Origin of the sequence: Acinetobacter sp. V115_6 (assembly GCF_031799025.1) — a bacterium.
GTDB lineage: Bacteria > Pseudomonadota > Gammaproteobacteria > Pseudomonadales > Moraxellaceae > Acinetobacter > Acinetobacter pittii.
In genome coordinates this window covers 2255440-2274015 of sequence record NZ_JAVQNO010000021.1, presented here as the reverse complement: position 1 = coordinate 2274015, position 18576 = coordinate 2255440, and the positions used below count along the sequence as shown (strand labels likewise).

The window sequence follows — 18576 nt, the reverse complement described above, 5'->3', positions numbered from 1 at the left end:
CTTAATGCTGAAGACAGCCTTGTGAAGACCGATCATGACAATGATCCATCTACACCGGATCAAGGTGGATTAGACCGAGTTGACGGATCGATTTCTGTTGATATTAATGACGCAGATAGCACCAAAATTACTGGTTCGACAGAAGATGTTGCTCCAAATAGTAAAGTAACTTTAGAAATTACTAGTATTGATGAAAATGGTGAAACATTAACATTTACTGAAGAAGTATTTACGAATGCTGACGGTGAATATAGTTACACTTTAACTACCGCACAAGGAAATGCTACGGAGATTGTTGCCACAGTTGAGGATCGTAATGGTACTGAACTTCAAGATAATGATCAGTTAGAGGCTGTCATTAAAGCAGAGCCAACTGCAGATGTTAATAATGGTGATAATAATGTAGTTGGTTCCTCAGGTAATGATGTACTTGCAGGGGATACTGGAGGTTTAAAAACCAACTTTGTTGCTGGGCAAGATTATAATGTTTCTGTTGTATTAGATTTGTCTGGCAGTATGCTGTGGGCAATGAATGGTACAAGTAATCCACCAGCAGGTGAATCTCGCTTAGCAATTGCCATTAAAGGTCTTAAAGCCTTTATTCAGCAAATGACTGATCATGATGGCGTGATTAATTTACAAATCGCTTCATTCTCAGCAAATGGTAGCGTTGGGAATGGTTATAACCAAGTTTTCTTAAATGTAAGTAGCGATAATATAAATCAAATATTCACTTATCTTGATAGTCTACAAGCAGGTGGTGGTACTTATCCAGAAGGAGGATTTAATAAAGCTGTAGATTGGTTTGACGATATCTCTACTGCTGATTTTGAAAATCAAACTTATTACCTTACAGATGGAGAACCAAACAGTTCTCAATCAACTTTGGACAATGCATTTGCCCCATTAGCTGAGCAGAGTAAAGTTTTTGCAGTAGGTGTAAGTAGTTCAATTAGCGATAGTACGGTTTCTCGTTATGACAATACTGATGTTAATGGAAATAAACTTTCTGGTGATTGGAGTGGTACTAATCATGGTGAAGCAAAAGCGATTGCTGATGCTGATAAACTGATAGCTTATTTAATTGGTGGTTCTGAAAACTTTATACCAGCTGATGTTGGCGATGATACTGTTAAGGGCGGTGCTGGCGATGATGTTCTGTTTGGTGATGCGATAAACACGGATCATTTGACTTGGACTGGATATGACCCTCTTCAGTATCCTAAATATTCAGGTTATTCAAAATTAATTGCCTATTTAAAAGCTGAAGTTACAAATGGTGCTGAACCAACCCAGCAAGATATTTATGATTATGTAAAAGATAATTTCCATGACTTTGTTGCCGCTGATGCTGCTGATCCTGCGACTAAAGGAGGGAATGACACGATTTATGGTGGTGCTGGAAATGACATTATCATTGCTGGTGCAGGTAATGACGTTATTTATGGTGGTTCAGGAAATGACATTATTTCGACTGGTCGAGGTGATGATACCATTATATATGATTTATTAAATGCAGCAGATGCTACTGGAGGGAATGGTACTGACACTTGGGTAGATTACGAAGCTAATGACAAAATTGAATTTGGTTCAGATTTTTTTGAGGGTTTATTAGCAGATAAAAGTAATTTAGGTGATTATATAACTGTTGTCGATGATGGTAATGGTAATGCCACAGTTCAGGTAGACCGTGATGGTAGTGCTGGGACACATAATATGTCTGATCTATTAATTATTGAGAATCAAGCTGGCTTAACCCTACAAGATTTACTCAATAATAATCAGATTATTATTGGTTAATTAATGAAAAGGTTATAGGTCATAGATCTATAACCTTTTTTATTTCTATTTTATGTTGATTAAAAGATTATTTATTTGAATGTTTTTTAATTTAATAGTCTGTAAGTCTTAGATTTAATATAGTTTTTTAAAATGACACTCATGAAATTAAGATTAGGGTGGATTTTATTTTCTCCTTTCCTTTTATTTATAGCAGAGGCTCATGCAGATACATTTAAGAGTTATTTAAATGCTGCGAAAAATCACTCGAGCCAATATTCTGGAAAAGAAACAGAAAATAATTTTCTAAAAGTAAGTATCCAAAATTTGAGTGATTTTAGCTTAGAAGAAAGATCAGGTCTCGGAGCTTTACCATTAGTGACTTCTTCAAATATATCAGAGAAGAATTTCATGAGAGAAATTCCAAGCGAAAATTTAAGATGGGAACAACAAGAGCTGGATTTTACTAAGGCCATACATCAGGCTTTACAACGTCGTCCAGAAATTACTCAGAGCATAGCTACTATGGCTGGACAAAGCGCGAGTATTGATGTGGCTAAAGCTGCATATTATCCTCAAATATCGGGCGGACTTACTACAGCTGATTTAACTTCAGGAGAGCGAGGAAGGCAACTTTTTACGATTTCAGCATCTCAAATGTTATATGATTTTGGAAAAGTTAAAAGCTCTGTTGATATTGAAAAAGCTAAATTAATTCAAGAACAAGCAAACACTTTAGCAAATATTGATGATATTGCTTATCAAACAGCAAATGCCATTGTTAATATTAAACGCTATCAAGAAATTTTACGTATAGCCGATCAACAAATTAATGGTATAGCACGTATTGCTGAAATTGCAAATCTACGTGCAAATGCGGGTATTAGTAGTCAAGCAGATCCTGTACAAGCACAGTCGAACTTAGAAGCTGCTGAGTCGAATAAAATTGTTCAAGAAACTCAACTTAAACAGTATCAACAAAAATTACGTAATTTATTGGGATATAACGTTTCAAATTTAGAAATAAATATTCCTGAATATCTAGTGAAAAATGCAGGTCTTTATGATGAAACAGAATTTACATTAATTCCAGAAATGATGGCTGCACAAGCTGCAATACAAGTTGCTAAATATAGAAAAGAACAAACGAAGTTAAGTAATTATCCTACTATAAATATTAAAGGAAGTTTAAGTCAGGCATTAAATGGTAGAAATCCAAATAATAATAAAGATGATGGTTTTTATAATTCTATAATGCTAGAAACAACGAGTGATTTTTTTCAAGGTGGGGCTACACGTTCCAAGGAACGCGCTGCAAGTTATGCTGAAGAAGCGGCAAAAGCAGAGTTAGACTCCGTATATTTAGATGTATCAGATCAAGTACAGCTTATTCGTCAAGAAATAGAAAATAAACAGAGACAAATTCAGGTTCTTAGAGAACGCCAAAATTCTACGATTCGTACAAAAGAGCTATATCAAGAGCAATATAAGTTAGGTACACGATCCGTTGTTGATCTTTTAAATGCTGAACAAGCCATTCATAGCGCAGCTCAAGAAATAGAGGCTGCTCGATATGATATTTATTCCGACTTAGTACAATTCATTAAAATAACTGGCCGTTCTCGAGATTTATATCGTTTAAATAATACTTCTATTCAAGGATTCCAAATTCAGCCATGAGCAATGTAATTAATTATCAGCCATGGCTTCAAGCCATTTTAGTTGTTGCCAAACATTATCTTATTGATCCATCGGAAGAGAAGCTCAGACTTCAATTTGATTGGCATCAGAACCAAACAATAGATGAAATTTTAACATTGGTGTCACGCCAAATTGGAATGAATTATCGTAAGGCCCAGTTAAACTTAGACGAAATTAGCCCATGGCATTTGCCTGTTATTGTTGAAATGAAAGATGGCCAAGTGGGTGTACTAGATAAAATTGATGCGAATCAAAATTTAAGTGTTCAGTTAAGTGGAGATCAAGGTTTAGCGCAAGTATTTACATTGGATGTTCTTAAATCGCATGTAATTAATATTTATATTTTACGACCCGAAAAATCTGTGCCAGATGCCCGTATCGATGAATATATAAAACCATATGAAGCAAGCTGGTTCTGGGCAATCATTTTACGTGACTGGAAAAGATATATAGATATTATGTTTGCTTCTTTGGTTGCAAATATTTTGGCATTAGCAACTATAGTTTTTTCTATGAATGTGTATGATCGAGTTATTCCTGCTCAATCTGTACCAACCTTGTGGGTATTAGCAGGAGGAGTATTAATAGCAGCGATATTTGAGTTTAGTTTGCGTGTAGCCCGTATTTATTTATCTGATATTTTAGGAAAACGCGCTGATTTAAGTATTTCAGATTTGGTATTTGGGCATGCGTTAAGAATAAAAAATAAAGAGCGTTCTAAATCAACAGGCACGTTCATTTCACAAATTAGAGAGTTAGAAGGTGTTAGAGACTTAGTAACATCAACAACAATATCAGCAATTGCTGATTTACCATTTTTCTTCTTGTTTCTTATTATTTTTTGGTTGATTGGCGGGAACTTGTTTTGGGTAATGTTAGTTGTAGTCCCACTCATGATTATTCCTGGTATTTTAATTCAAAAACCATTGGCGAAATTAGCTTCAGAAGGAATGCGAGAAAGTGCAATACGAAATGCTTTGTTGGTTGAATCTGTTCAAGGAATTGAAGATATAAAGTTATTAAGGGCTGAATCACGATTTCAAAATCAATGGAATCATATGAATGAGGTTGCAGCTGATATTTCAATGCGCCAACGTAAGTTAGTTGGCATTATGATGGCATGGACTCAAAAAATACAAGGTTTAGCTTTTGCAATTGTTGTACTTGTCGGTTGTTTTACTGTTATAAAAGGTGAAATGACAACTGGTGCGTTGGTAGCTTGTTCAATCCTTTCATCTAGAATGTTAGGGCCTATTGCACAAATCTCGGGAGTATTAGGGCGTTTACAGCAAGCTAAAGTTGCTAAAACTGGTTTAGATGAACTTATGAAAAAGCCAGTTGATCAACCTCCTCATACACATCTCATTCATAGGCCTGCATTATTCGGAAATTATGAGTTAAATCAGGTTGAATTTAGATATAGCCAAACTGATGGAAAACCAATATTAGTAATTCCGAAGCTTACTATTAAAGCTGGGGAGAGGATTGCAATTTTAGGACGTAATGGTGCAGGAAAATCCTCTTTATTACAGTTATTAGCTGGTATGCAAGAGCCTATACAAGGTCAGATTAAGCTTGATGATATCGTTTTAGGTTTAATTGATCCATTAGATATACGTCGAGACGTAGGGCTTTTGAACCAAAATTCTCATTTATTCTTTGGCTCAATTCGAGAGAACTTAAAATTAGGAGCGCCACTAGCTACTGATTTAGATATTTTAAAAGCATTAAATCTCTCAGGAGCATTAGATTTTCTACAAGAGAAAAAGGAAGGTTTAGATTATCAAATTTTAGAGGGTGGAGTTGGTCTATCTGGTGGACAAAAACAAGCTTTATTACTGGCTCGGCTGTTGATTAGAAAGCCTAATATCTTATTACTAGATGAACCCACAGCTGCTCTTGATGATGTTTCAGAAAAGCAATTTATTGAACAACTTCAAAGTTGGTTAGGCAATAAAACACTAATTGTTGCTACTCATCGACAGGCAATATTGGAATTAGTTGACCGTGTAATTGTTATTAATAATGGAAAAATTGTAATGGATGGTCCTAAAGAGCAGGTTTTGAAATTATCTCAACCTAAGCAACAAATAGGAGCCAAATCATGAGTTATAAACAGTTAAATTTTTCCTTTCCTAATAAGAATAAACAATTAGGACAACCCTTACCTAAAGTTAGTCTATTTATATGGATTATCTGTTTTGGAGTTCTATTTCTACTAATGTGGGCTTGGTTATTTAAACTAGAAGAGGTCTCTACAGGCACTGGAAAAGTTATCCCTTCATCAAAAGAACAAACTATTCAATCTTTAGAAGGTGGGATTCTGACTAAACTTAATGTCAAAGAAGGCGAAATTGTTGAAAAGGGGCAAAATCTTGCACAACTTGATCCAACTCGATTTGCATCAAATGTTGGTGAGACAAAATCATTGCTTCTTTCTTCTAAGGCAACCGCTGCACGTTTAAATGCTGAAGTAAATGGAACAGCTTTAGTATTTCCAAAAGAAGTATTAGAAGTTCAATCACTTGTGAATGAGGAAACGGCCCTTTATCACTCTCGACGTTCAAATTTAGAAGAGTCATTAGCTGGATTAAAAAAAGCTTTAGTTTTAGTACAACAAGAATTGGCAATGACTGAACCGCTTGTTGCTAAAGGGGCTGCCAGTGACGTTGAAGTATTACGTTTGAAACGACAAGCAACGGACTTAATAAACCAAATGAATGATATTCAAAATCAATATTTAGTTAAATCTCGTGAAGAATTAGCAAAAGCAAATACTGATGTGGAAACCCAATCCCAAATCGTAAAAGGTAAATCTGATACGCTTAAACGAGCAATTTTTAAATCACCAGTTCGTGGAATTGTTAAAGAAATTGATGTTATGACTATAGGAGGGGTTATCTCTCAAAATGGGAAATTAATGACAATTGTACCTTTAGATGAAAAACTTCTAGTTGAAGCTCGTATATCGCCAAGAGATATTGCATTTATTCGACCAGGTCAAGAAGCCTTAGTTAAAATCACTGCTTATGATTATTCTATTTATGGCGGCTTAAAGGGGACAGTTACAGTTATTTCACCAGATACTTTACGTGATGAAGTTAAACAGGATCAGTTTTACTATAGAGTCTATATTCGTACAGATTCAGATAAATTAACTAATAAAAATGGAAAATCCTTTAATATTACACCGGGTATGGTAGCTACTGTAGATATTAAAACAGGTGAGAAAACTATATTAGATTATTTGATTAAACCTTTTAATAAAGCAAAAGAAGCTTTAAGGGAAAGATAGTAAATCTCTTAATAATAAGAATTTTTAAGTGGATTTATTAAGTACCTTTGTTTTTTAATTTTTTGTAAGGAGGTGTAATTTAATATTGTAATTCGATTATTGTTTTTTATATTAACCTTCTTGATCAGCGCAAAGAAAAAGAAGTAATAAAGGCCCACCTTAAAGTGGGCTCTTTATTAAGTTTAAAGTGTATGTTTTATTACATTTTATAGTTTTTATAAAATAAATTTGGGGTTTAGTCGATGGTTATTAGGCTGAATTTTAATGGAATCTATTCAAAAGTAATTTCTTGAGTCCGAATCTCACCGCTTCCACCAGATTCTTAAAAAGCCCTTGTTAATGACAAGGGCTTTTTTTATACCTAGTGTCTACATTACAGTAAGATTTAGCTTAAATACTGCTAATAAATCCTGAAAATTTCATATAAATCAAATAAGTATATATTTTAATCAAAATTACTATATTTATATAATATATTTTTTATTTTCAATATCTTACCAATTAAGCTTCTATATATCAGAATTGAACAAGTTATTTGTAGAATATTCATTTATTGATATATGATGAGCCAATATTTAGAAACTGTTTCAAAACATAATTCTATTGTTCAGCGAGCAAGTTCAAGGAAGGAATGATGCTGAATTCAGTTTTCTAAACCCGATATCTGGAAATCATTTCCGCCCCAAAATTGTATTTTGACCCATTGGTTGGCAATGCCTGACTCTTTTGTAAGATAGGCGTTTCCTATTTTAGGATGTATCTATGAAAAAATTATTTAGTGTTCTGTTCAGCGCATCTGTTCTAACACTGACTGCATGTAATAAAGAACCTGCAAAAACTGAAAATACAGCATCAGCTAAAGATAAAACTGAATCAGTACGAACTATTAAACTGGTTTCAACAGGTTCAGACACTGACGTATGGAAATACGTTGCAACACTTCCTGAAACTGCTCAAGCGGGCATTAAACTCGAAGTGACTAACCTGACTGACTATGTTGTATTGAATACATCTGTAGCAAGTGGCGAACAGGACGTAAATGCGTTCCAGTCATTTAACTATTTGGCAGCTTATAACTCTTCAAATACAGCTAAAGTTGCTGCTGTTGCGACAACTTACCTAGAGCCAATGGGTATTTATGCAAATAAAGTTAAATCTGTTGAAGAGTTCCCACAAGGCGCAACTATCGCGATTCCAAACGATACTGCCAATGAAGCGCGCGCTTTAACATTATTACAGTCTGCTAAACTGATTAAACTCAAACCAGACTTTGATCCTGTAAAAGGGACGACCAATGACGTCGTTGAAAACCCTAAAAACTTACAATTAAAACCAATTCAAATGACTACAGCAGTTCGTGTTAAAAACGATGTAGACGCAATTGTGTTGGGTAATACATTGGCACTTGAGGGTGGCTTAAATGTAATGAAAGATTCTATCTTCCGTGAACCTATTGACCAGTCTACAAAGCTTTATGTGAATTTGTTGGGTGTTGCTGAAGCGAACAAAAACGACCCGATCTATACAAAACTTGGTGAACTTTACCACTTACCTAAAGTTCAAAAGTTTGTGAGCGAAAAATTCGGTGGTACAAAGGTTGAAGTGAACAAGCCTGTTTCTGAATTTGCAGACATCAAATAAGTAATTTTTTAATTTAAAATTATTTTTAAAAGCTAAGTCTCGGTGATGAGGCTTAGTTTTTTTATTTAGAATATTGTATGTGAATATGTTGTATAACTTAAATAGCAAGAGTTAATAGCTATATTAATAAAATAATCTGATTTTATAATTTATTAATATTCTTGTCGAATTGCTTTAAAACTTAAATAGATGAGGACTATGATACTTAGAGCAAAAATGAAAACTTTATAATTTAATACCCTTAAGTCGTATTCACGTTCAGAAAGTAGATCATTAATCAAATTTGAGGTATAAGCAATACCTCGAAGATTCGTGATCTTAATAGGATAAAAATTTCCGTGTCCATTCTCTAATATGAAACCATATACGATAACTGTTTCATTAGGGTGCTCCTTTGTAAAGTGATATATCGAAGAGCCAGTAACACTTAATTCTTCTCTTTTATAAAATATATATGGCACATTATCATAAGTTATAGCTGTATTTGGATATATCACATCTCCTGAAAGTTTAATATGCGTTATTCCTTTTGAGCTATGTGTCGTGAAAATTCCTTTTATTCCAATTGTTGGGCGATGAGGAGGGAGATCTCCTGAGATTGTCTTATAGTCAAGATAACCATCTAATGAAATAAAACCTGATACAAAACAAATAAGTATTGCAAATTGAACGTATTTTCGATTTTTTGTATTACTTTTATCTTTTGTCCATAAGAAAAATAGCTTTTTAATTATATTCAACATAGATTTTAGCAAGTTTCATTTCTATTTTTAAAGATCGGATTATAGTATAAAAGAATTAAAAACAATCAAATTTTGATAGAAGAAAATCCGTTAAAACTTGGTGAGGATTTTATTGAAAATAATAAGATTATCACGATAATTGGTTCCAATAACTTATAGGCATATGTTATGAAGCTGAGTCAAAAGCAAATAGATGCAATAATTGCATTAGATGGTTCTAAAAGATATAAGCATTTCATAAAAGTTATTGCCGATACGCAAGAAGTTTGGGGCTTATATAATAATGGATGGGCGTTAGCGGAAACAGAAGATAATCAAAAAGTATTTCCAGTGTGGCCTGCGAAAGAGTATGCCGAGTTATGTGCCGAGAGTGAATGGGTAGGATATGAGGCTGAGCTATTTTCTTTAGATGACTTTATGAATGAATTGTTACCTAGTCTAAAAGATGATGAGGTATTGATAGGTATTTTTTATACTCCTTTAAACAATGGCATAGCTCCAGAGATAGGACAGGTACTAAATGATTTAGAGCATGAATTGGAAAATTATTAGAAAAATATGATCCAGCCTCTTATATACTTGATAAATTCTATGTCCATTATTTAAATAGATTTTTTTCTAGTTTACATTAGCAAGAGACTCGAACTAAAAAGCCACTTATTAAGTGGCTTTTGTAGGATTTTTAATAATAGATTTACTGTTCTTTAATAGCTTTCTTTGTATCTCGAATTTGCTGTATACGCGATAATTTTAAATTTCGTTCATATCTCGCTATATACCACTCCTCAAATAAGATTTCTAAAAGTTCTATTAGAATTTTTGCCTCATCTGCCTCTACATCAACAATGATATTGATATCTTGTTCCATATGAGCACCAATATTGCCGATTTCTCTAACAGCATTTAATGATTCCCATACTTGCTCACTTACTTTATCTTCTAATGCATTTATTTCTTTATACAAGGTCTTATCAACTATCCCCCAATAATCTCTAATCATACCTTGTAAACATCGTCTAGCTAAAGTTGCTGAGGCCTTAGGACTTAAGTCGCTAATAGCACAAGCTTCATTATAATCATTTAAAATAGGTGCTGGAATATAACTTGGAAATGGTTTCGCATGACTATGAGGTAAAAGTTTCCAGCTATAAATAGAAGGATTATTAGGAGGTGATTGATAACCATATTCACGATAATTAGTGCTCTTATAAAGAGCAGATCCTATAGTTATTTCTTCACACTCAGAATTAGGACAAACAATAATAATAGATTCAAGTCCTAATTTGTTTTTAAATTTATTATTTAAATCAAAAACATGGGTATGTTTATCATAATTGCTACCACCTATGGTACATTTGTGATTGCAATAAGGGCATGTCCATCTAAAGCTCATAAAATACCTAATAAATATTTCTATTAATTCATTTAATTATAAACAAAACTAGTGATTTTTAAATTAATTTAATACTATAATAGATACCGAGGCTCCTTAGTTTTTTTGTGAATTACAAATTTCGTAACCACAAAAGGAGCTAGCCATGAAAGCAAAAACAGTCACTGTTAGAGCTTATCGTAGATATCGTTTAGGACAGTGGGAGGATGTGTGTAAGCACAAACGATCACTGCCTTCGCGTTAATCGAAAAAGGAGCCTCACCTATTTATCTAATATTCATAATTAATATAATACAGCTTATACAAAATCTTTCTAGCTCAATGTACCCTATAATCAATAGGCATTTTTTATACTCCTTTAAACAATGGTGTAACTCCAGAGATAGTACAGGTACTAAATGATTTAGAGCTTGAATTAGAAAATTATTAGGAATTGAAAATTGTTTGTAATAAATTTATGTAAGTTAAATTATGAAGATAATAATACAGAAATTATTGAGGAAATTTTTTTTGAAAAATTCTCGATTAAAGATGAAAAATTTATATTACATAATTTTTATGATTTACAAAAAATTGAAAAGTCTTTAAGTGATTTCAGTAGTTATATTGAAAAAGATGTTTTTTCTTGCTGTTTTATATATATTGAATCGTGGTATAAGTTAACTACGGAAGTAAAAGAATTAAATATAGCAAATCGCTTTCATCTTTCTAAAAATTTTAATTTTAATGGTAAAGAGCTTTATATTGAGTTTGATTTAGAGCTAGATTCTATAGAAAATAATATAGTAGGTCTTGAAGAATTTAAGAAAAAAGGAGAACTATTGAGTCATCTTTCAAATGAAATTATAGGCAAAAAGAGATGGCTTAATTTTACAAGGTTAGAAAAAAAATATTGGTTAGATTTTACTTTTTCTCAAATGAGTGAAAGGGGTAATCCTTTAGCATTAAATATAACAGTTGATGGCAAGTACTTAGCTTGTGAAGAAGATGTATATTGTTATTTTGGAGAAGCGGTTTACGGGGTATTAGGATACTTGGGTAATAATTTTAATGCATTTTCTGATGAAGTTTCAGATTTGCGTCTAAAAATTAAATGGATAAATTTTGAATATTCTAGAGATAATTTCGAGTCTAAAGAAGGTTTTTATTATTTAGATGATTTTGTTAATGTCTTAAAAAAATATTCATCATTAGAGATCTTATATTAGTAAACAGTCGAAATTGAACAATAAGGAGTGGAATGGGGGAAAGCATTAAATGAGCTATGAAATTACAGAAGAGTATATTTTTTAAATTTTATAGACTCAATAATTGAAATAAATATATGAGAACTATAATTTTTTTATTTTTTTAGTCTGACTATGATTCTTCAAGATCTTATCACACTCTTCATTTGTAGGTAATGGACGTGATAAATCAACCTCATGCCAACCACCACATGTAGGGTCAGGACAGCCACAGACAATTGGGTAAGTGTGAAAGTTTTTGAATCCTGCTCTTTTCAGTTTAGCATTAGTACGTTCCTCACTCTTTTTAAAATCATACATCTGCTTAGCGGTTAGAAATATTCCAGCCATAGTATTTTTATCATATCTAAACTTTGGATATATATTAACTTAAAGACTATTTTTATGTACTTCAATACTTTCTTCATTAATTTAAGAAGTAAAAGCATTACTTGCTTTGACCTAACCCAAAACATCTCACCTTAAAAATGCTATTAAGATTTTTACCATATTTTATAAACCCCCATTTAACAATAACCATCTCATTATTTATCCTTACTTTTTAATGATCTAAATTAAAACAAATGTCATTTTGTGTGCTTGACTGCAAAAGGGTTGGGCACTATTCTTTGCCTGCTGGCCTACATTGCCAGTCGGTCGTCGCAGACCGAATATTATCTCCCGCATCAGAGTCATTCCTTCTGAGGAATAGTCTTGTGTGGTAGCTACTCGTCCCTTTCCCGTAGCGGTAGGACGGGAGAGGGACACCTACGGGTGTGCTAGTTTGAGATAATACTAGTCTGCGAACCCTTTCTCGTTCTGCCACCATAATTCTATATAAATGTCTGGCAGAACTCCAAATAAAAAGGAGTTGGCTTTGCACATCCATTATTTCTTGGCAGCCTTTGCCAAAAGCTATAACGACACAACTTAAAAATTTAAAGCAGCTTGATAGTGATTAGCGCTTTCAGGTTTTAATTCGTCGCGACCAAAAAACTTAATCAACAATAAAACTTGAGATGTGCAAAACACAGTCTTAACGGCTTTGCTATGCCTTTTTTTCTCCCAAAAAAGTATCTCGTTTACATACAACAAGAATTTTTATAACGGTAAAACTATGCCAAATTTAGTGATCTCCCCACGTGCCATACTAGTCGTAAATAAATCAATTGATCTGTTTCACCATCACGGATTTCATACGGTTGGAGTCGACAGAATTGTGAAAGAATCTCAAATTCCAAAAGCGACTTTTTATCATTACTTTCACTCTAAAGAGCGATTTATTGAAATCTGTTTGATCGTGCAAAAAGAACGTTTAAAAGAAAAAGTAGTTTCAATGGTTGAGTACACCAGTCAAACAAGTGTGATGGATAAACTTAAGAAACTTTATGTCTTACACACCGATTTGGAGGGGCTTTACTATCTATTATTTAAAGCAATTTTTGAGATCAAACTGACCTATCCAAAAGCCTATATCACCGCAATGAGATATAGAACATGGTTGCTTAATGAAATCTATAGTCAGTTAATAAAACTAAAAAAAGATGCTTCCTTTCAGGACGCCAAATTATTTTTATATATGATTGAGGGGACTATTATTCAGCTTTTAAGCTCGGGTCAAGTAGGGGATAGAGAGATGATATTAGACTGTTTTTTGAAGCAGTTTAAATAGGATGAATGAAGCATGAAAATATTCATGCTAAATCTGCTTAAATGAGTTTACTGGATGTTTCTTCAAGCCATTAATAATTGATACGACGTTTAAATGCCTAATTTTAAAAGCCCTTTTTATTATAAGGGCTTTTGTTGTGGGGCTATTCTTTATATTGCCATGCTTTTAAAAAGGTACGACACACTTCTTCATTTAACTGTTGTAGTTCTTGGGGAGTTGGAATGTTTCCACTAATCAACGTAGCGGGATAGGTATAACCCATTACCGCACCGAGGAAAGCCTTTGTTGCTTCCTCTGGCTGATCAATTTTAACAATACCAGCATTGTGTGCAGTTGCAAGAATATCGGTTAAAGATCTTTTAATATTACCTTGAGTACGTTGCTGAATTTTAGGAAGAATTTCTTTCATTTCAACTAAGGCAATAATCAGCAATCTTTGCAGGCGAATGACGTCAATATGATAAAAATGATTTTGTACAGACTGTCCAATTTCTAACAATAATTGATCTAGACGCTTATTTTTCAATTCATGCTGCTCAATGAAAGGTGCTTCCATTTCTGCTTTTAAATGATCAAAGACTTCAATGAGTAACGCTGTCTTGGTCGGGAAGTGGTTATATAAAGTTTGTCGATTTGTACCGGCTTTCGTGGCAACAGCCTCTAAACGGACTTCTAATCCATGTTCTAGAAATAGTTCGCGTGCTGCAGCAATGATAGTAGGGCGAATTCGAGAGGGACGACCTGGAGATTTTTTTAACATATCGGTTTTCTTGCACATCTTATTTATTTACTTTACAGTAAAGTAAATAAATTGTCTATAAGTCTGGGGTCCCAGATATGCTTGATCTAAGTTTTAATTACCGTAAGTTTATATATTTATTGCCTTTATTTGTTTTTTTAAATGGATGTGATTCTGATCAGCCTGCCCCTAAAAATATTCAGCAGGTGAGTACGATCACTATAAAACCAGAGACGATTGAATCTACCTATCAATTGGCTGGTAGAACGGTGGCCTCTGAAATTTCTCAGGTCCGTCCACAAGTCAATGGAGTAGTAATAGAGCAATTATTTAAGGAAGGTACGCAAGTAAATAAAGGGCAGCCACTTTATAAAATTGATTCATCACTCTATCGGGATAGTGTGGATGAAGCCGCTGGTAATCTTGCATTAGCAAAAGCCACTGTAAATTCGACTCGCCTTCAAGCCGAGCGTTATAAAGAATTAATTAAAGTAAATGGGGTGAGTCAGCAAGAGCTTGATAATGCTCAAAGTGCATATGAGCAAGCGAAAGCGACTGTTGCCGTAAATGAAGCTGTACTGAAAACAGCACGAACCAATTTACGTTACACACAAGTTAGTGCGCCAATTTCAGGACGGATAGGGCGTTCATCTATTACACGTGGGGCTTTAGTCACCTCTGCTCAAACAGATCCTTTAGCAACGATTCAAAAACTGGACCCCATGTATGTCGACTTGACTCAGTCGAGTGATGAATACATGGCACTGCGTAAACAGCTTACTGAAAATGGAATAAAACCGACTGAACTTTCAGTACGTTTGAAGCTTGAGAATGGCACTGCCTATGCAGAACAGGGGACTTTTAAGTTTAGTGATGTTGCTGTAGATGAGGCGACAGGAAGTGTCACCTTACGTGCAGCATTTCCCAATCCCAATAATGCGTTATTGCCCGGCCTGTATGTGCGGGCAGAACTTGGAACGGGAACACGTCCTAACAGCGTCTTAATTCCTCAAGGTGCGCTGTTCCGAGACGCAGAAGGAAATCCACTTGTTTGGATTGTTGGAAAAGATAATAAAGCCGAGCAACGAAAAATTACTGTAGGCGATGCAATTGATAATCGTTGGTTAGTGACCTCTGGCTTGAAAGCAGGAGATCAAGTCATTGTTGAGGGTCTGCAAGGCTTAAGTGCCGGCATGACGATTGAACCTACCCCAATGAGTTGAGGATTGCATATGTTGTCGAGTTTTTTTATTGCACGACCTATTTTTGCTTGGGTCCTCTCTATTTGTATTATGGCATTGGGGACGATTTCGATTTTAACGTTACCCATTGAGCAATATCCTGACATTGCACCACCGGGTGTAAATGTTACTGCAAACTATCCGGGAGCATCTGCCAAAACTGTTGAAGACAGTGTTACCCAGATTTTGGAGCAACAAATTAAAGGGATTGATGGTCTACTTTATTTTTCATCGAGTAGTAGTTCGGCGGGTCAAGCACGGATAAGTCTTAGTTTTGATCAGAATACCAATCCTGACACTGCTCAGGTGCAGGTGCAAAATGCTGTGAATCAGGCACTGAGTCGATTGCCTCAAGAGGTTCAGCAGCAAGGGATTACTGTGACAAAGTCACAAGGCGATAGTTTACTGGTCTTTGCGCTTTACGATGAAAGTGGGACTAGATCTTCTGTCGACATATCTGACTATATGGTGAGTACACTGCAAGACCCATTAAGTCGGGTCGATGGAGTGGGTGAAATCACCGTATTTGGTGCTCAATATGCAATGCGCATCTGGCTTGATCCTCATAAATTAAACAGTTATGGATTAATGCCATCAGATGTTAGAACTGCAATTGAAGCACAAAACACTCAAATTACAGCGGGAGAGTTGGGCGCATTACCCACGCGTGATGGGCAGGCTCTAAATGCAACAGTAACAGCATTATCTCGGTTACAAACCGTGAGCCAATTTGAAAATATTATTTTGCGCACACAAACCAATGGTGCGGTTGTATTACTTAAAGATGTTGCTCGAGTCGAGCGTGGTGCAGAGAGTTATCAGACTTCTACACGTTTGAATGGAAAACCAGCTTCGGGTATGTCTATTCAACTTGCTTCTGGTGCCAATGCATTAGAAACGGCTGAACGAGTTAAAGCTGAAGTCACACGGTTAACTGCCTCTATGCCAGCGGGTTTAAAAGTTGCATACCCACGCGACAGTACGCCATTTGTAGAAGCTTCTGTAAATGGAGTGATTAAAACTTTAGCTGAAGCGATTGTTCTCGTCATTATTGTCATGTTCTTATTTTTGCAGAGCTGGCGTGCGACTTTAATTCCGGCAATTGCAGTTCCGGTCGTATTGTTAGGTACATTTGGTGTGTTGAGCGTACTTGGCTATAGCATTAATACACTGACTTTGTTTGCGATGGTACTCGCAATTGGTTTACTGGTAGATGACGCGATTGTCGTTGTAGAAAATGTCGAGCGGGTTATGCATGAGCAAAATGTTGATGCTCGGCAAGCCACCCTAATTTCAATGCAGGAGATATCAGGTGCGCTCGTGGGTATTGCCATGGTACTCGCAGCGGTATTTTTACCTATGGCATTTTTTGGTGGTTCCGTCGGGATTATCTATCGCCAGTTCTCGGTAACGCTCGTATCGGCTATGGTACTTTCTGCAATTGTTGCTTTAACACTTTCACCTGCGTTATGTGCAACATTACTCAAACCTGCAAATGAAAAACATAAGCAGAGAAAATTCTTTACTTGGTTCAATCGTAAAGTCGAACAAGGGCAGTCAGGCTACCGCACAAAGCTAGTTGCTGTTTTAGGTAAACCCAAAATATTTATGATCATATTCGTGGGTATTACAGCTTTGTTAGGTTGGCAATATACGCTTATGAATACGGGGTTTTTACCACAAGAAGACCAAGGCTCGGTTATGGTTCAATTTAGTACGCCTGTAGGCACGACACTAGCTGAAACAGAGCGGGTTGGTAATCAGATTGCAGATTACTTTTTGACGAAAGAAAAGAATAATCTCAATGTGATTTTCATGGTGATGGGTAGAAATAACGCAGGCAGTGGGCAAAATGTGGGAATGGCATTTGCCGGACTCAAACATTGGGATGACCGAGAAGGTAGTGAAAATACAGCCGAAGCTGTGATTGCTCGTGCAAATGCACATTTTAAGTCACTGCGTAACGCACGTGTTCAGGTACTTTCACCCGCTGCTGTAAGAGGCCTTGGGCAATCTAGTGGCTTTGAATTTTGGTTGCAAGATGCTGAAAATAAAGGACGAGATGCTTTACTCGCAGCACAAAATAATGTGTTAAAAGTAGCAAATGCTGATTCTGGCCTAGCTGCAGTACGTTTAAATAGCTTAGAAGATAAAGCCCAGTTACAAGTCGATATCGATCAAAGAAAAGCCAGTGCTCTTGGATTAGCCCAAGCAGATATTAGTAATACGCTGTCATCGGCGTGGGGCGGATCTTATATTAACGATTTCATAGATCAGGGACGTGTTAAGCGAGTTTATTTACAAGGAGAGGCAATCTATCGTTCCTTACCCCAAGATATTGGGCAATGGTATGTTCGCGGTGCTACTGGTGAGATGACGCCATTTTCTAGCTTCTCTTCTGTGAAATGGCAGATGGGCCCTCAAATGCTGCAACGCTTTAACGGTCTTTCAGCCGTTCAAATACAAGGCTCTGCGGCAGCTGGTGAGAGTTCTGGTGGGGCTATGGATAAGATGCAGGAGTTAGTAGACCAACAACAAGGTTTTAATCTTCAGTGGAGTGGGTTGTCTTATCAAGAGAAACTAGCGGGTGGCCAAACGATCTGGTTATATTTAGCCTCAATCATCTTTATCTTTTTATGCTTGGCAGCACTTTATGAAAGTTGGTCTATTCCTGTCTCTGTCATGCTAGTGATTCCTTTAGGTCTTATTGGAGCTGTAGTTGCTGCAAGTCTGGCAGGTTTTGTTAACGATATTTACTTTCAGGTGGCTATGCTTACCACCATTGGACTTTCTGCCAAAAATGCTATTTTGATTGTTGAATTTGCGGCAGCCAAGTTAGAGGCTGGTCAGGCATTAATGGATGCCATTATTGAAGGTGCTGGTCAGCGATTACGGCCAATTATTATGACATCTCTGGCTTTTGTTGCAGGTGTTCTTCCATTAGCTGTATCTACAGGAGCAGGAGCTGTTAGCCGAAAAGAAATTGGTATCGCCGTAACTGGTGGGATGATTTCGGGAACATTACTTTCTATTTTCTTTGTGCCTTTATTTTTTCTTTTGGTTCGTCGTTTAACCAATAAGTTAAACACCAAAAAGGCAAAATAATTTTACAAAACAGAATGTCATTAACAATTAGGCCCTCATGC

Annotated in this window: 14 protein-coding genes; 10 read left to right on the top strand and 4 right to left on the bottom strand. The window is 35.5% G+C overall.

Going from position 1 to position 18576, the window contains the following annotated elements; translation table 11 throughout:
• The 5 genes from RMA94_RS19375 to RMA94_RS19355 form a co-directional block, all read left to right on the top strand.
• Positions 1-1800 (top strand): type I secretion C-terminal target domain-containing protein (locus RMA94_RS19375; protein ID WP_311084021.1); only part of this gene is annotated, 1800 nt, incomplete at its 5' end.
• A 132-nt stretch (positions 1801-1932) separates the two neighbouring features.
• Positions 1933-3459: a TolC family outer membrane protein gene (locus tag RMA94_RS19370; RefSeq protein ID WP_130119061.1), complete on the top strand. Its 1527-nt coding sequence runs from the start codon at positions 1933-1935 to the stop codon at positions 3457-3459.
• Positions 3456-5588: a type I secretion system permease/ATPase gene (locus tag RMA94_RS19365; protein ID WP_130119060.1), complete on the top strand. Its 2133-nt coding sequence runs from the start codon at positions 3456-3458 to the stop codon at positions 5586-5588. The genes RMA94_RS19370 and RMA94_RS19365 overlap by 4 nt, the downstream gene beginning before the upstream one ends.
• Positions 5585-6775, top strand: coding sequence for an HlyD family type I secretion periplasmic adaptor subunit (locus RMA94_RS19360; RefSeq protein WP_130119059.1), 1191 nt, complete (start codon positions 5585-5587; stop codon positions 6773-6775). The genes RMA94_RS19365 and RMA94_RS19360 overlap by 4 nt, the downstream gene beginning before the upstream one ends.
• Positions 6776-7537: 762 nt before the next feature.
• On the top strand, positions 7538-8416 hold the full coding sequence (locus RMA94_RS19355) for a MetQ/NlpA family ABC transporter substrate-binding protein (RefSeq protein WP_002118503.1): 879 nt from the start codon (positions 7538-7540) through the stop codon (positions 8414-8416).
• A gap of 152 nt (positions 8417-8568) precedes the next feature.
• Here the strand turns inward: RMA94_RS19355 and RMA94_RS19350 are convergent, their stop codons facing one another.
• Entirely contained in the window at positions 8569-9159 is a 591-nt protein-coding gene (locus RMA94_RS19350) for a hypothetical protein (RefSeq protein ID WP_130119058.1), read from the bottom strand.
• A 168-nt stretch (positions 9160-9327) separates the two neighbouring features.
• Here RMA94_RS19350 and RMA94_RS19345 point away from each other — a divergent pair, with 168 nt between their 5' ends.
• Complete coding sequence (locus tag RMA94_RS19345) at positions 9328-9711, top strand: DUF2750 domain-containing protein (protein ID WP_130119057.1); 384 nt, start codon at positions 9328-9330, stop codon at positions 9709-9711.
• A gap of 142 nt (positions 9712-9853) precedes the next feature.
• Here the strand turns inward: RMA94_RS19345 and RMA94_RS19340 are convergent, their stop codons facing one another.
• Entirely contained in the window at positions 9854-10552 is a 699-nt protein-coding gene (locus RMA94_RS19340) for a DUF4145 domain-containing protein (protein ID WP_130119056.1), read from the bottom strand.
• A gap of 440 nt (positions 10553-10992) precedes the next feature.
• Between RMA94_RS19340 and RMA94_RS19335 the strand changes: the two genes are divergently transcribed.
• The gene (locus RMA94_RS19335; protein ID WP_130119055.1) at positions 10993-11760 is read left to right on the top strand and encodes a hypothetical protein; all 768 of its coding nucleotides are present in this window, start codon (positions 10993-10995) and stop codon (positions 11758-11760) included.
• 123 nt (positions 11761-11883) lie between these two features.
• On the opposite strand, the gene RMA94_RS19330 is transcribed toward RMA94_RS19335, so the two are convergent.
• A complete protein-coding gene (locus RMA94_RS19330; protein ID WP_130119054.1) occupies positions 11884-12129 on the bottom strand; it encodes a hypothetical protein in 246 nt (81 codons plus the stop codon).
• Positions 12130-12895: 766 nt separating this feature from the next.
• On the opposite strand from RMA94_RS19330, the gene RMA94_RS19325 reads away from it, so the two are divergent.
• Positions 12896-13450: a helix-turn-helix domain-containing protein gene (locus RMA94_RS19325; RefSeq protein WP_311084020.1), complete on the top strand. Its 555-nt coding sequence runs from the start codon at positions 12896-12898 to the stop codon at positions 13448-13450.
• Positions 13451-13592: 142 nt separating this feature from the next.
• On the opposite strand, the gene RMA94_RS19320 is transcribed toward RMA94_RS19325, so the two are convergent.
• Entirely contained in the window at positions 13593-14210 is a 618-nt protein-coding gene (locus tag RMA94_RS19320) for a TetR/AcrR family transcriptional regulator (RefSeq protein ID WP_039759736.1), read from the bottom strand.
• A 77-nt stretch (positions 14211-14287) separates the two neighbouring features.
• On the opposite strand from RMA94_RS19320, the gene adeD reads away from it, so the two are divergent.
• The gene (gene adeD / locus RMA94_RS19315) at positions 14288-15412 is read left to right on the top strand and encodes a multidrug efflux RND transporter periplasmic adaptor subunit AdeD (protein ID WP_311084019.1); all 1125 of its coding nucleotides are present in this window, start codon (positions 14288-14290) and stop codon (positions 15410-15412) included.
• A gap of 9 nt (positions 15413-15421) precedes the next feature.
• A complete protein-coding gene (adeE, locus tag RMA94_RS19310) occupies positions 15422-18535 on the top strand; it encodes a multidrug efflux RND transporter permease subunit AdeE (protein ID WP_311084018.1) in 3114 nt (1037 codons plus the stop codon).
• Positions 18536-18576: the final 41 nt, after the last annotated feature.